Source organism: Bradyrhizobium sp. CCBAU 53415 (assembly GCF_028128735.1).
Lineage (GTDB): Bacteria > Pseudomonadota > Alphaproteobacteria > Rhizobiales > Xanthobacteraceae > Bradyrhizobium.
Genome location: NZ_LBJF01000001.1, coordinates 605,812 through 619,317, shown reverse-complemented (window position 1 = coordinate 619,317; position 13,506 = coordinate 605,812). Strand labels below are relative to the sequence as shown.

General features: G+C 60.0%; 12 protein-coding genes. 2 read left to right on the top strand and 10 right to left on the bottom strand.

What is annotated here, in order from left to right:
* Positions 1–33 precede the first annotated feature (33 nt).
* The gene (locus XH87_RS02855; protein WP_271586086.1) at positions 34–1,377 is read left to right on the top strand and encodes an NAD(P)H-dependent oxidoreductase; all 1,344 of its coding nucleotides are present in this window, start codon (positions 34–36) and stop codon (positions 1,375–1,377) included.
* A gap of 621 nt (positions 1,378–1,998) precedes the next feature.
* Here XH87_RS02855 and XH87_RS02850 read toward each other — a convergent pair.
* The 5 genes from XH87_RS02850 to XH87_RS02830 all read right to left on the bottom strand — a co-directional run bounded on the left by XH87_RS02850 (position 1,999) and on the right by XH87_RS02830 (position 7,609).
* Entirely contained in the window at positions 1,999–3,051 is a 1,053-nt protein-coding gene (locus XH87_RS02850) for an NAD-dependent epimerase/dehydratase family protein (RefSeq protein WP_271586085.1), read from the bottom strand.
* A 188-nt stretch (positions 3,052–3,239) separates the two neighbouring features.
* On the bottom strand, positions 3,240–4,241 hold the full coding sequence (locus tag XH87_RS02845; RefSeq protein ID WP_271586084.1) for an NAD-dependent epimerase/dehydratase family protein: 1,002 nt from the start codon (positions 4,239–4,241) through the stop codon (positions 3,240–3,242).
* Positions 4,242–4,473: 232 nt separating this feature from the next.
* Positions 4,474–5,736 (bottom strand): UDP-N-acetyl-D-mannosamine dehydrogenase, encoded by a 1,263-nt coding sequence (wecC, locus tag XH87_RS02840; RefSeq protein WP_035711047.1) that lies wholly within the window; start codon positions 5,734–5,736, stop codon positions 4,474–4,476.
* Positions 5,729–6,853: a non-hydrolyzing UDP-N-acetylglucosamine 2-epimerase gene (wecB, locus tag XH87_RS02835; RefSeq protein WP_271586083.1), complete on the bottom strand. Its 1,125-nt coding sequence runs from the start codon at positions 6,851–6,853 to the stop codon at positions 5,729–5,731. Before wecB ends, wecC begins: the two co-directional genes overlap by 8 nt.
* 3 nt (positions 6,854–6,856) lie before the next feature.
* Positions 6,857–7,609, bottom strand: coding sequence for a WecB/TagA/CpsF family glycosyltransferase (locus XH87_RS02830; RefSeq protein WP_271586082.1), 753 nt, complete (start codon positions 7,607–7,609; stop codon positions 6,857–6,859).
* A 231-nt stretch (positions 7,610–7,840) separates the two neighbouring features.
* Here XH87_RS02830 and XH87_RS02825 point away from each other — a divergent pair, with 231 nt between their 5' ends.
* The gene (locus XH87_RS02825; RefSeq protein ID WP_271586081.1) at positions 7,841–8,746 is read left to right on the top strand and encodes a glycosyltransferase; all 906 of its coding nucleotides are present in this window, start codon (positions 7,841–7,843) and stop codon (positions 8,744–8,746) included.
* Positions 8,747–8,768: 22 nt separating this feature from the next.
* Here the strand turns inward: XH87_RS02825 and XH87_RS02820 are convergent, their stop codons facing one another.
* Genes XH87_RS02820 through rfbC form a run of 5 tightly spaced genes read right to left on the bottom strand, consistent with a single transcriptional unit; the run spans position 8,769 to position 13,402 of the window.
* The gene (locus XH87_RS02820; RefSeq protein ID WP_271586080.1) at positions 8,769–9,938 is read right to left on the bottom strand and encodes a hypothetical protein; all 1,170 of its coding nucleotides are present in this window, start codon (positions 9,936–9,938) and stop codon (positions 8,769–8,771) included.
* 54 nt (positions 9,939–9,992) lie between these two features.
* On the bottom strand, positions 9,993–10,868 hold the full coding sequence (gene rfbA, locus XH87_RS02815) for a glucose-1-phosphate thymidylyltransferase RfbA (protein WP_035711037.1): 876 nt from the start codon (positions 10,866–10,868) through the stop codon (positions 9,993–9,995).
* Entirely contained in the window at positions 10,777–11,763 is a 987-nt protein-coding gene (gene rfbD, locus XH87_RS02810) for a dTDP-4-dehydrorhamnose reductase (protein ID WP_271586079.1), read from the bottom strand. Before rfbD ends, rfbA begins: the two co-directional genes overlap by 92 nt.
* Before the next feature lie 8 nt (positions 11,764–11,771).
* Entirely contained in the window at positions 11,772–12,830 is a 1,059-nt protein-coding gene (gene rfbB / locus XH87_RS02805; protein ID WP_271586078.1) for a dTDP-glucose 4,6-dehydratase, read from the bottom strand.
* Positions 12,831–12,844: 14 nt separating this feature from the next.
* Positions 12,845–13,402, bottom strand: coding sequence for a dTDP-4-dehydrorhamnose 3,5-epimerase (gene rfbC / locus XH87_RS02800; RefSeq protein WP_271586077.1), 558 nt, complete (start codon positions 13,400–13,402; stop codon positions 12,845–12,847).
* Positions 13,403–13,506: the final 104 nt, after the last annotated feature.

The following is a 13,506-nucleotide window of genomic DNA, read 5'->3' as shown; positions in this document are numbered from 1 at the left end:
TCTACCGATCCCCTCCAGTTGAAAGACGCCACGATGATACTTGTCGATCACGCACTGCAAGCCCGTCATGCAGCCGGAAAGCCGATCCGTGTCGGCCTGCTCGGCTCGGGCTTCATGGCTCAAGGGCTCACCAATCAGATCAACAACAGTGTTCCCGGAATGCGGGTGGTAGCCATCTACAGCCGAAAGCCTCGGCGCGGACATGACGTGTTCGGCTATTCCGGCCAGACCGGCGTGGTTGACGCGGACAGCCAGGGGCGGCTCGACAGAGCCATTGCCGCCGGCGTTCCGGCGGTCACCGAGGACGCGTTTCTGCTCGCCAGATCGGATCTGATCGACGTGATCGTCGACGTGACCGGATCGGTTGAGCTCGGGGCCCAGGTCGCGCTGGAGGCCTTCAAGCACCAGAAAACCGTCGTCCTCATGAACGCGGAGATCGACGCTACGATCGGACCGATCCTGCAGGTCTATGCAAGGAAGTACGGCGGCTTCCTGTCCGCATGCGATGGCGACGAGCCCGGCGTGCAGATGAACCTGGTTCGATGGGTTAAGGGGCTCGGCCTGATCCCGCGCGTTGTCGGCAACATCAAGGGACTGCAGGATCCGTATCGCAACCCCACCACGCAGAAGGGATTTGCCGAGCAATGGGGACAGAACCCGGCCATGGTGACCAGTTTCGCCGACGGATCCAAGATCAGCTTCGAGCAAACGATCGTGGCCAATGCCACTGGCTTCAAGGTGAGATCACGCGGCATGTCGCGCGGGCTGGAGTATCGCGGCGACGTCATGAAGATCGGCACACTCTACGACATAGACGAGGTCCGCGCCCTGGGCGGAATCATCGACTATCTCGTCGGCACACCGCTGACCAAGGTCTACGTACTGGCCGAGCACACCGATCCAAAGCAACAGAAGTATTTGAACCTGTATAAAATGGGCGAAGGCCCCCTGTATTCGTTCTTCACACCATATCACCTCGTTCATTTCGAAGTGCCGAACTCGATTGCCCGTGCGTTTCTGTTCAAGGATTTGGTCGCCCCTCCGATCGCCGGTCCGGTTGTCGAGGTCTGTGCAGTCGCCAAACGTGATTTGGAGGCGGGCGAGGTGCTCGATGACTATGGAATGTACATGACCTATGGCGAAGCCGTGAACTCCGAGGAAATGAGCCAAATGCAATACCTGCCTGAAGGTCTCGTGGAGGGTTGCAGGTTGCGGCACGCCGTCAAGAAGGATGCAGTCCTCACCTACGCGGATGTGGATCTGCCGCCAGGCCGCGTGGCCGACAAGCTGCGTGCAGAACAATACAAGCACTTCAACGGACACACCTGGCTTGAGCAACGGATCACCCGGGACGCCTCGCTCGCTCTCACGGCGTGAACAGCTGGATGACGACCACGTTCGCCGAGCCGTGCCACGCGGGACTGCGTACGCACCGCGAGGAGGTCCGCGCGCCCGCCCTACGCGTTGATCCCGAGCGACCAGGTCTCTCCACGAAAGCGCGATGAGATTTGGGTGAATCGTCGTCGCGCTTTAGGTCTTTGTTTGAGCATGATCTTTTCGGAAAACCGCTTCACACTTTTCCGGATCATGCTTTAATGTTCATTGCGCCCGCCTCGCCTGACGCGATCGGCGGCTGCATCCAAGCCATTGCGCGTCTTCCCAGCTTGATCCCAGGCAGTTCAATGTGCCGAGCAGGTATGCTCAGGCATGAAAGCGGCAACATCTCTGGAGCAGCCCCGAAGATCGAGCAGGCGCGCGCCCCCGAAATATTCGCACCAGGGGATTTGTGAGCGCGCGTCGGTCAGTCGGCCCACAATTCCTGCCATGAAGTGGCCGGTTGCGAGCCGCAGCACTCCGGGGCCCGCCGCGCTTGCCGAAGCTCGGCCCGAATCCGGCCAGCCAGCGCGGCGCCTGCCTCAGCGAAACGCAGAGCTCAACCGCAGCATGAGCGCGCCGATTCCCCGCTCACCGGCTTTTCGCCGCCAGGGAGCCGGCCGCTCACGACACCGCTGCAAGCTGCAGTCTCGATTGGCGCAGGTCGCCACCGAGAATTCTCTCCGCCAGCAGCTTCCGAATATGGCCGATCCGTTGATATCGCGGCCCTTCGAACTCCTCCAATGTCAGCTTTGACGAACGATAGACCCTGTAGAGCTGCTCGGCGCCCATTCGCGCGTCCCAGCGCGGCTGGAATCCCGGCAGCTCGCGCCGGATCTTTTCGAAGCTCACTCGGTAGGATCGCTCATCTGGACTCGCATCCTTCGCAAACTCCACCGTGGAATTCGGCACCACACTCGCGACGATCTCGGCAAGATCCCGAATTCGATAATTGTGAGCAGTCTGGCCGACATTGAATGCCTCATTGAAAACGGATTCGGCTGGCGCCTCCAGTGCGGCAATGAAAGCTCGAGAAATGTCCTCGATGTGGACGATCGGCCGCCAGGGCGAGCCATCCGATTTGAGGTGAATTCGTCCTGTCGTGAACGCCCATGCGACCAGGTTGTTCAGGACAATGTCGAAGCGCAGCCGCGGCGAGACTCCGTATGCCGTCGCCGGCCTCAGATACACCGGGCAAAACCCGCCGCCGGCCAACGCCGAAATATCGCGTTCGGAGGCAACCTTGGATTCTCCGTAGGCCGTCACCGGATTGAGCGGGGCTGTCTCATCGATCATTTCCTCGCCGGCTTTTCCATAGTTGCTGCAGGACGAGGCAAACACGAAGCGACCCACGCCGGCGTGTTTCGCAATCGAGGCTATCCGAACGCTTGCGCGATGATTGATCTCATCCGTCAGTTCCGGCCTCAGATTGCCGAGCGGATCGTTGGAGAGCGCGGCGAGATGCAGCACTGCGTCGAAGCCAACGAGATCCGCAACCTCCGCGTCTCTGACGTCCTTCCGGATGGTCGGGACCTCGAGAATGCTACCGCCGGCGGCGTATGTGCACCGCGAGTAGATATCGCTGTCCATTCCAGTCACCTCGTGACCGGCATTCACCAGCATCGGCGTCAAGACCGTGCCGATGTAGCCAAGATGACCTGTTACAAGAACTCGCATTGCCATTCTCCATCGCACTCAGTTTCATGGACGAAACATTGCCCGGCTTCCGTGTTTCGGCAGCGTTCTCTCGATTCCGGCGCCTCGTCCTATCGAAGGACCGCCTCGAGCACGCAAAGTACGGTGCCGGGATGGCCGCTCGTACAGCTTCCGCTTCTTCGCGGGAGCTTGCGGCCCAGAAAGGGAAGTCATGAAGCCAGAGCCTGTCGTTGCCGCGTGCTCGCAAGTCCTCGTTCGGAGCGCCACCATTTCACGAACTCCGTCAGTCCGAGCTCGAGCGGCACTGTGGCTTGGAAACCCAGCAGACGTTCCGCCTTGCCTGTCGACGCCACTCGGCGCGGGACAGGGTTGATCGAGTGCTCGGGCGCGATGTGCGGGAGCACGCCGTTGTGACCCATCACGGAAGCCAGGGCCGAAGCGAGCTGCACAAGGCTTGTTTCGATGCCGCTCCCCACGTTGAACACCTCGTCACTGACCTTTGCCCTCGCAGCAAGGATGGTTGCGCGTGCCGCGTCGCGGACATGAACCAAGTCCAAGGTCTGCTGGTCATGCGCAACTATCACCGGCGGCGTTCCAGCCTCTACTTCCTCCATCCAGCGGATCAACATCTCGGCATATCGATCGTGTACGTCCATTCGGCTGCCATACACGTCAAAGTATCTCAAAGCGATATAATCGAGCCCGTACATATCGTTATAGGCGCGGAGCAAGCCTTCATTGCAGAGCTTCGCCGTTCCACAGACCGTACGGTTTCCATAGGGGCTCTGATGCTCCGTTGTCGGAAACTCCTCCGCCGCGCCGTAAACCGAAGCCGAAGACGCGGCGACGAACTTCTCGACGTCATACTTCACGCAAAGTTCGAGCAGTTCGAAGGTTCCGTTCACCATGACTTCCATGGCAAGACGCGGTTCGGCCAAACAATGGTCACTGCACGGTGCGGCGTGGTGAAAGATGATGTTGGCTCCCTTTACCAGAGCTTCCACCAACTTGGTGTCGCGCAAGTCGCCGCGGACCAATCGTACCGGTCCTCGGTTGAGCGACTTCCTGAGATTCTCCGGTCGGCCGGTCATCATATTGTCGAGCGCGACGATCTCGATGCAGCCTTCGTCGCAAAGCAAGTCGACGATATGCGACCCGATGAATCCGGCACCTCCGGTAACGAGAACGCGCTTGCCCTTGAGATCCATCATGACCGCTCTCCTGGTTCTAGGCTAATCGGCCATGTCGAGGCATCACATCCTGAAATGCCGCGATCGCAAAGCGTTGCTCGAAAGCGCCTGCTTCGGGCCCCGATGCAGGCTGCTCGTGCCGGATGGCACGCGCGGTCGCAACGTCGATTTGCGATCCCACCGTCTGGGCTTTCGCCTTCAAGTCCAGGAAAGGTATCAAATCGGCAACCTCGCTTCTGGAGGGTCGGCAGCTTCACGTCCGCGCAGGCATATCTTGCCATATCCCCCGAGTGTCGATGACATCGAGATGACGGCGTTCGGCCAGCGGAACCATCTTGAATTCGTCGTGATCGACCAGGAGAAGGGCGATCTCGCACGTGCGCAGCGCTTCGTCTATGTTCAAGAAGCCGGGCCGGTAGTCGGCAAGTTCCGGCGGCAACCGCCGCAGATTCGGCTCGACGAACTTGATACGCTCCCCGTACTTCTTCGCGAGGTGCAGTGCGATCTCCATCGCAGGGCTTTCGCGCAGATCGTCGACATTCGCCTTGAATGTCAGCCCGCAGCAAGCCACGCTGGCGTAAGGATGATCGTCGATCAGGGCCTCGGCGCGTTCAATAATGCTTTCCGTCTTTGCAATGTTGACCTCGCGGCTCGCCCGCATGAGGCGCGCCAGGTCCGGCGCCGAGTCGATAATGAACCACGGATCGACGGCGATGCAATGACCGCCCACACCTGGTCCCGGCCGCAACACGGTCACGCGCGGATGACGGTTGGCGATATCGATGACCTCCCAGACATTGATGTCGAACCTGTCGCAGATCAACGAGAGCTCATTGGCAAATGCAATGTTGGTGTCCCGGAACGCGTTCTCCGTGAGCTTGACCAACTCGGCCGTGCGCGCGGTGGTTGCGACGCAAGCGCCCCGAACGAACATCTTGTAGAAGCGCTGAGCCCGCCGGGTGCAGGCAGGAGTCACTCCCCCGATGCATCGGTCATTGTTGATGAGTTCACTCAAGATCCGCCCGGGCAACACGCGCTCCGGACAATAGGCGACGTAGACGGCACCATCCTCATGACCGTTGACGCCAATTCTCAGATCGGGCCTGTGTTCGCTGATCCGCCTGGCGATTCCTTCAGTGGTTCCGATGGGCGAGGTCGATTCGAGAATGACGAGGTTACCCGGTTGAAGCAGATTCAGTATGGTCTCGACCGCGGCATTCACGTTCGACAGATCCGGACGGTTGCTTTCGTCAATCGGTGTGGGCACCGCGATGATGAAGACGTCGGCGGGTTGCGGTTCACTTGATGTCGTCAACGCCCCGCTCGACACCACTTTGGAAACGAGACCATCGAGGTCTGGCTCTGAGATGTGAATGGCTCCCGAGCCGACCGTCCTGACCACATAGTCCTTTGTGTCTACCCCGACCACCTGGAGGCCGCGGCTGGCTATCAGCGCGGCCGTCGGCAAACCGATATAGCCAAGTCCGACGACGGTCACTTTCTGGAATTCAGGCATCAAGAAGCACCTTCACGATCCGCTCGCTCGCCCGCCCGTCACCGAAGGGATTGTGGGAGCGAGCCATAGCCGAATAAGTCTCATCGTCGTCAAGAAGACGAAATGTTTCGTGGACGATCCTGTCGTAGTTCGCTCCGACCAGTCGTGCGGTCCCGGCTTCGACGCCCTCTGGACGCTCCGTCGTCTCGCGCATCACGAGGACAGGCTTTCCGAACGTCGGCGCCTCCTCTTGCACGCCTCCCGAGTCGGTCAGCACCAGATATGATAGCGACAGAAGGCTGACGAAATCGGTGTACTCCTGGGGAGAAATGAGTGCGACGCGCGGATGATCGGCGAGCCGGCTCGCAAACACGTCGCGAACGTTCGGGTTCGGATGAACCGGAAGTACGACGGCAACGTCCTCCCTGCTCAAGATCGTCTCGAGTGCATTGACGACGTTGAAAACTCCCCCGCCGAAATTCTCGCGGCGATGGCAAGTGACCAGGATGATGCGGCGGTTGCCGTGGCGCTTCTTGATTCCGTCCCATCGGGACGAGAGCTGCGGATCGGCTTCGACCATGGCCTTCGCGAGGATCAGCGCGTCGACGACAGTATTTCCAGTAACGTGAATGCGATCCTTGGAGACGTTCTCCGCCCGCAGCGCTCTCGCCGCCCGCTCGGTCGGCGCGAAATGCTGATCGGCGATCGAGCCGACAATCTTGCGGTTCACCTCCTCCGGCCAGGGCGCGAAGATATCTCCACTTCGCAGTCCCGCCTCGACGTGCGAGACCGGGATGCGGTGATAGTACGACGCCAGCGCACCTGCCATGGCCGTCGCAGTGTCACCCTGGACAATCACTCTGGTGGGCTTCACCCTCTCCAGAACTTCTCCGATCTGCGCCAATAGCCGGCCGGTCAGATTATCGAGCGTCTGATTCACCGTCATGACGTCGAGATCGAAATCCGGGACCACCTTGGCCACCTTGAGAACCTGGTCGAGCAGCTCCCTATGCTGCGCTGTCGCGCAGACCGTGAGGGCGATGTCCTTGTTCGCTTCCGCCTTGAGCCGATTGATCACCGGAAACAGCTTGATCGCTTCAGGCCTGGTTCCCAACAGGATGAGAAAATGCTTTCGCACGTCTCACCCTCCGATCCGGCGTGCCCCGGGGGGCAGCACACTGTACATGCCGGGCGCCCGTCGAAACGCCTGCCGCGCGAAGGCTTGCGTCAAGATTCCCGCAAATAGCGTGTTCGTCCTGGCATACCGCCACCACATCCGTCTGGGCTCCTGATAGATGCGATACAGCCATTCGAGGCCGAATTGCTGCATGCGAATGGGAGCTCGCAGGACCGAGCCCGCGAGAACGTCAAACCCGCCACCCACGCCCATGATGAACGGGACGCCGAGCTCGTCGCGGTGAGCCGCAAGAAAGCGTTCCTTCCGCGGCGTGGGCATGCCGATGAACAGGCAATCGGCGCCACTGGACCGAATATCGCGGACGACCTCGTTCTCCTGCTCGCTGGAAAAATACCCGTGCTTGATCCCGGCAAAGACAAGCGAGGGATGCTCGTCCCGGACACGCTGCGCCGCCTGTTGCACGACGGCGGGTGTGGCTCCAAGAAAATACGGTCGGAAGCCCTCTTGCGCGCACACTTTGAGCAGTTCGCCGAGTAGATCCACGCCGGTCACTCGCGACGTTGCCGGGAGACCGAGCGCTCGCGCTCCCCAAAGGATACCCATGCCGTCGATTCCGACGATGTCGCTGCTGGCGACATCGGCGGCAAGCACCGGATCGGAGCGCATGTTGACGAGCTTCGCGACGTTCAGGGCCACATGCTGCAGACGTTGACGGTTGCGCATGGCCTTGCGCGCGAGGTCGACGGTTTCTGCCATGGTCAAGATATCGATGGGGCACCCTAGAAAGTAGGCACGCATGGGTTCCTCCCCCGGCCGAAATTCGCCTTCGGCGAAATATCGCCTTCCAATTGAACTTAAATAATATCTAGATAATAATGCCCGCGATTTTATTTGCAAGTTATATTGATATTATATTGTGGCTTAAATACCGGGCAGACGGCGCGCGTCGACCGCCGAAGCGCAGCCACCGACGACGGAGAGAATTAAATGACGATTAAACGCACACGGATCTCGGTCGTTGTTCCACATTTAAATCAACCCGGCGCACTGAAGACTTGCCTGGCGAGTCTCGATGCGCAGAGCATTCCCCGGGATTGGTTCGAGATCGTTGTCGTTGACAACGGCTCCGTAACCTTGCCGACCGACGTCGTCGCTCAATATCCGGGCGTACGACTGTTGCGCGAGGCGCGGCCCGGGCCGGGCCCGGCGCGCAACACCGGCGTTGCTGCCGGGAGCGGCGAGGTGCTCGCCTTCATCGACGCCGATTGCAGGGCACATCCGGATTGGCTGAGCAGCGTATGGCGCTCACTGCATTCGCTCCCGCCGGGGACAGTGCTCGGTGGAGACGTCCGCATCTGGCGGGACGCAAAGCCACACCTGGACGCCATCGCGGCCTACGAGAGCGTCTTCGCCTATCGCTTCAAGCTCTATATCGAGCGCGACGGCTATTGCGGCACGGGCAACATGGCGATGTTTCGTCGGGATTTCCATTCCGTCGGCCCGTTCGCAGGGATCGACGTGGCGGAGGACATGGAGTGGGGACAACGCGCGCAGCGTGCCGGGCTTCGATTTCGGTACATCCCGGAAATGATCGTCTTCCACCCGGCAAGGAGCTCTCTCCGGGAGCTATATGTCAAGTGGGACCGGCAGCTCCTGCACTACCGCAACATGGCCGACGGCAAGCCGGCATGGAGATTGCGCTGGATTGCGCAGACCCTGCTTGTCCTGGCTTCGCCCGCTCCGGGCATCATCACGATCTTGGCCAGCGACCGGCTCTCCGGTATCGGAACCCGGACCAAGGCGATTGCGGTCATGTGCGCCGTAAGAATGCATCGGGCTATCACGATGCTGTCGTTGCTGCGCAATCGGCGAGCCGTCGCCTGGAATCGCTAGCACGACATTCGTGCCCGCAGCGTCAGGCCGGTACGGGTATCTTGCCAAAGGCCGCGTTGTGGGTCAGTTCGAGCAGGTCAGCTCGCTGGCCAAACGACCACAATATCCAACCCAGTTCGTAGCTACGGCATTCCAGCCGAAGTCCAACGCCGGAACTTTCGATTAGTACGGCGTCGCGTCCGGAGTAGGCGTTCTTGATTGCACGCAGCATCCTCGGCACTCTCGTCGTCAGCTCCTGCTTTCGAATCTGAGAGCGGATGGACAGCCCGAGATCGGGCACCAGCATCGAGCGACGAAGCTGGTTCTTGCCCAGGACCCAATTGAATCCCTTGATCAAGGCATTCCGCGCCCCTGGAACTCGATAGCGCTCCGCCCACTCCAGCAGCGCCGGAGCCATGCCGTACTGGTGCACCGAGTAGACTTCATAGAAATCGAGCACGCGGCCCGCGGCCGCATCGAAAAACCAGGGCCACTCGCCGTCGGGCCCTTGAAGCGCAATCAACTTGCGCACGCAGGCATCCGCGTTGGCGAGCGCGGATGCCTCGCCTGCGAACTCGCCATAGTGATAGCACGCAATTGAGAGATAGATTTGCGTTGCGAACGAAGCGAAGCGCCGCCGAAATCCCGATGCTGCATCGAAGAACAGCCCTGATCCGCTGGAGAATCGCTCCTCGAGAAAGCGATACAGCGGAGCGGCAAAACGCACCCACTCCTTGTCGCCGGCCCTCGCCTGAGCCACCACGCCCGTCAACAGCATACCCAAATCCTGGGCCCGAAACGACTCCCATCCCGACTGATCGCTCAAGAGCGCCTTCACTTGGCGCCTCACCTGCTCGGGTAGCTCGAACCCGAGTTCTGCGGAAGCCCAAAGTGCCATTCCCAGTGCATATTTTGGTACCGAGAGGGCCGTGAGCTCGTCCGCATTCCGATGGAATGTTTCCGATAGATTGATGCCCCCGGGAACGTCCCTGATCCTCGACATTCCGAGCAGAACGTTGAGCGTGTAGAACACATCGCTGCGCCGCAAGGACTCGTTTGGCGAAGCCCGTCCGTCCAGATGGTAGATATGTGACCAGCAGCCGTGTTCAGGTAGCCAGCACCGCTCCAATCCCCTGAGCGCATAGCGCACCAGCGGGGAATTCTGCGAAAAATCGGGCATCAAGGTCCCGCTCTTGATAGGGCTGATGTTCATCGAATAACCATGAGTTAACTCGTTTCGACGTCTGCGGACGATTCAGCCCGGTGCTCAAGTCACGAGAGACCCGATCTCGCGCAAATACTGGCCGTAGCCACTCTTCTCCAGCGGCCGCGCCAACTCTTCGATCTGGTCACGGTCGATGAAGCCCTGCCTCAACGCAATTTCCTCGAGACACGCAACCTTCATCCCCTGACGCTTCTCGAGCGTCTGCACGAACATCGCCGCATCGATGAGCGACTCCACTGTCCCGGTATCCAGCCAGGCGAAACCCCGCCCCATCCGCTCGACATGAAGCGCCTTGGCGGACAGATACCGCATCTGCAGATCGGTGATCTCGAGTTCGCCGCGCGGCGACGGCTCGATGCGCCGCGCATAACGTACGACGTTGTTGTCGAAGAAATAGAGGCCTGTGATCGCCCAGTTCGAGCTCGGCTGCCTCGGCTTTTCCTCGATTCGCAGTGGGCTATCGCCCTCGTCGAACGTGACGACTCCGTACCTCTCCGGGTCTCGTACATGGTAGGCGAAGACGGTTGCACCTTCCTCACGCTCGGCGGCCCTTGCGAGCAGTTCGCTCAGGCCGTCGCCAAAGAAGATGTTGTCTCCGAGCACCATCGCAACGCGATCGTTCCCGATGAAGTCGGCGCCAACAATGAACGCATCCGCAAGACCAGCGGGTCGGGGCTGCTCCGCATAGCTGAGCCTGACCCCCCATTGACTGCCATCCCCCAGCAAGCGCTCGAACTGACACCGATCGGAAGGCGTGGTTATGATCAGAATCTCGCGCACGCCTGCCAACATCAGCGTTGACAACGGATAGTAGATCATCGGCTTGTCATAGATGGGCAGTAGCTGCTTGCTGACCGCTCTCGTGATTGGATACAGTCGAGTTCCGCTGCCGCCAGCCAGCACTATTCCTTTCAGCATCGATTCCACCTTCCGCGAGTTGGTCGAGACAGGTTTCGAGAGAGCAACGCCATGACGGCAATCGAATGCCCAGGACGCGTTCGGCCCTGGACGAATCGAGGCGCGAATTCCGCGGCCGTCGCGCGGCCGTCTGGTATTGTTCGCTCGTGATTGCCTCGAGCTGCGGCACTCGGAATCCTCGATGAGCGAGCAAGTCGAAAATCGCTTCGGCGAAGCCATGCCAGGTCGTCTCACCTTGTCCAGCAAGATGAAAAATGCCGGCCATGGCTCTACGATCGTGGGTCAGCAGCCGTCCCGAGAGCTGAAGGATCGCCGACGCAAGGTCGAGCGCGGATGTTGGATTTCCGTATTGATCCTGGACGACTCTGACGATCGGTTGCGCTTCACGGAGCCGCAGCATCGTCCGAACGAAGTTGTTGCCATAGGGACTATATACCCAGGACGTGCGAATTACGGTTGCGAGCGGGTGAGCGGCCAGAACGGCAGCCTCGCCGGCCAACTTCGACGCGCCGTACACATTCAATGGCGCAGGAACGTCGCTCTCCTCGTAGGCCTCCGACTTTGTGCCGTCGAAGACATAGTCGGTTGAGATGTGGATGAACGGTATATTCATTTGCCATGCCACATCGGCCAACGCAGCCGCGGCGTCGCGATTGATGTTGAACGCTCTTGCTGCTTCCGATTCTGCCAGGTCCACCGCCGTGTAAGCGGCCGCGTTGATTATCAACGACGGTGCGAGCGGATCGATGGTTCGGCGGAGTTCCCCATGAGCCTCCAGATTGAATTCGCCGCGTCCAAGCGCGACCACGGGCATGCTGTGCAGCACTGCGAGGTCATGAAGACACCTTGCCAACTGACCATTGCGACCAGCAATCAAAACGGGCCTTTCGGTCATTTGCAGCCTCAATGTTGTGTAGCAAGGAGCCCCAGACGCGAGCCGTCATAGATCCCGCTGCGGGCATGCTCCCACCACGAGCGGCTCTTGAGATACCATGCGACGGTTTCGGCCAGCCCCTGCTCGAACGTCCTCGTGGGCTGCCAGCCAAGCTCACGACGAGCCTTCGATGCGTCAATCGCGTAGCGGATGTCGTGTCCCGGACGATCTGGCACGAAAGTAATCATCGAACGTCTCGCTGCCGGACCGGGATACAGCCTGTCGACGACGTCGCAGATCTGGGTGACGACGTCGAGGTTGGAGCGTTCGCTATCGCCGCCGAAATTGTACTTTTCGCCGGGCTTGCCTTCCAACAGAAGCGTGATCAGACCTGCCGCATGATCTTCAACATGCAGCCAGTCGCGTACGTTTCGACCGTCGCCGTACACCGGCAGCGGCCTGCGCTCGAGCGCATTGAGGATCGTCAAAGGGATGAGTTTTTCCGGAAACTGAAACGGCCCGTAGTTGTTCGAGCAATTCGACACCATTACCGGCAGACCATAGGTCTTGAACCATGCAAGCGCGAGATGATCTGAGGCTGCCTTGCTTGCCGAGTAGGGCGAGCTCGGCCGGTAAGGCGTTTCCTCCCGGAAGTAGTCGGCGGGCCCGAGTGAACCGTAGACCTCGTCCGTCGACACGTGAATGAAGCGAAACCGCTTTCGTCGCGGCGGCGAGAGGCCGTCGTAGTATTTCCTGGCTGCTTCCAACAGCGTGTAGGTGCCCACGATGTTCGTCGCAATGAAAGCCGCCGGACCGGTGATCGAGCGGTCGACGTGACTCTCGGCTGCGAGGTGAACGACCGCGTCAGGCTGGTAGCTGCTGAACACGAAATCCATGGCTTCGCGATCGCAGATATCCTGCTGCTCGAACAAATAGGACTTTAGCCCCTCGATGGGCGCCAACGAGGCTGGGTTGGCCGCATAGGTCAGCTTATCGACATTGATCACTGTAGCGCCCTTCTGCAGCACCAGGCTGCGGCACACTGCAGAGCCGATAAATCCCGCTCCCCCGGTCACCAAAACGCGCATCCGACCGCTCTCCGTCACTCAAAAACGGCTGCAAGCTGATCCAACCCGGGCAGCGACCTGTCTTTTGGCGACACCTGGGCTTCATCTGTCGTTACCGGCCAATCGATCTCGAGTGCCGGATCGGCCCAATAGAGCCCCGCGTCATGGCTTGGTGCGTAGACTTGGTCGACCTTGTAGAACACGACGGTCTCGGGTTGCAGCGTGCAGAAACCGTGCGCAAAGCCTTTCGGGACAAGCAGTTGCTCGCCCGTCTGGCTGTCCAGCTTGACGGCTACATGCTTTCCGAAGGTCGCCGACGAACGCCGAAGATCGACCACGACATCGAGAATCGCGCCGCTCAGCACGCGTATCAGCTTGGCCTGGGCGAACGGCGGTCGCTGGAAGTGCAAGCCCCGGACTGTCCCGGCCTTGGCCGAGCTGGATTGATTGTCCTGAACGAAATCGACGAGAATGCCTTTTTCTGCGAACGCAGATCGCTGAAACGTCTCACAGAAGTATCCCCTAGCGTCGGAATGTCGATCCGTATGAATCATTTTAATATCCGGGATATCCAAACACCGTACTTCCAGCATGGAAACGTCCTCCGGCACCCATTCAAGCGCTCGTCCGTCGTTGAATGATCGGATAGGCCCGGCACGCTTCTCACATTCACCATGAGCTTCGACGGACCACGCAT

What these genes read in the sequence shown, in the direction of transcription:
- rfbD (WP_271586079.1), bottom strand. Translation starts at nt 11,763, where the DNA reads ATGACCGAAAGGCCCGTTTTGATTGCTGGTCGCAATGGTCAGTTGGCA.
- XH87_RS02825 (WP_271586081.1), top strand. Translation starts at nt 7,841, where the DNA reads ATGACGATTAAACGCACACGGATCTCGGTCGTTGTTCCACATTTAAAT.
- rfbB (WP_271586078.1), bottom strand. Translation starts at nt 12,830, where the DNA reads ATGCGCGTTTTGGTGACCGGGGGAGCGGGATTTATCGGCTCTGCAGTG.
- XH87_RS02855 (WP_271586086.1), top strand. Translation starts at nt 34, where the DNA reads ATGATACTTGTCGATCACGCACTGCAAGCCCGTCATGCAGCCGGAAAG.
- rfbC (WP_271586077.1), bottom strand. Translation starts at nt 13,402, where the DNA reads ATGCTGGAAGTACGGTGTTTGGATATCCCGGATATTAAAATGATTCAT.
- XH87_RS02830 (WP_271586082.1), bottom strand. Translation starts at nt 7,609, where the DNA reads ATGGCAGAAACCGTCGACCTCGCGCGCAAGGCCATGCGCAACCGTCAA.
- rfbA (WP_035711037.1), bottom strand. Translation starts at nt 10,868, where the DNA reads ATGCTGAAAGGAATAGTGCTGGCTGGCGGCAGCGGAACTCGACTGTAT.
- XH87_RS02850 (WP_271586085.1), bottom strand. Translation starts at nt 3,051, where the DNA reads ATGCGAGTTCTTGTAACAGGTCATCTTGGCTACATCGGCACGGTCTTG.
- wecC (WP_035711047.1), bottom strand. Translation starts at nt 5,736, where the DNA reads ATGCCTGAATTCCAGAAAGTGACCGTCGTCGGACTTGGCTATATCGGT.
- XH87_RS02845 (WP_271586084.1), bottom strand. Translation starts at nt 4,241, where the DNA reads ATGATGGATCTCAAGGGCAAGCGCGTTCTCGTTACCGGAGGTGCCGGA.
- XH87_RS02820 (WP_271586080.1), bottom strand. Translation starts at nt 9,938, where the DNA reads ATGAACATCAGCCCTATCAAGAGCGGGACCTTGATGCCCGATTTTTCG.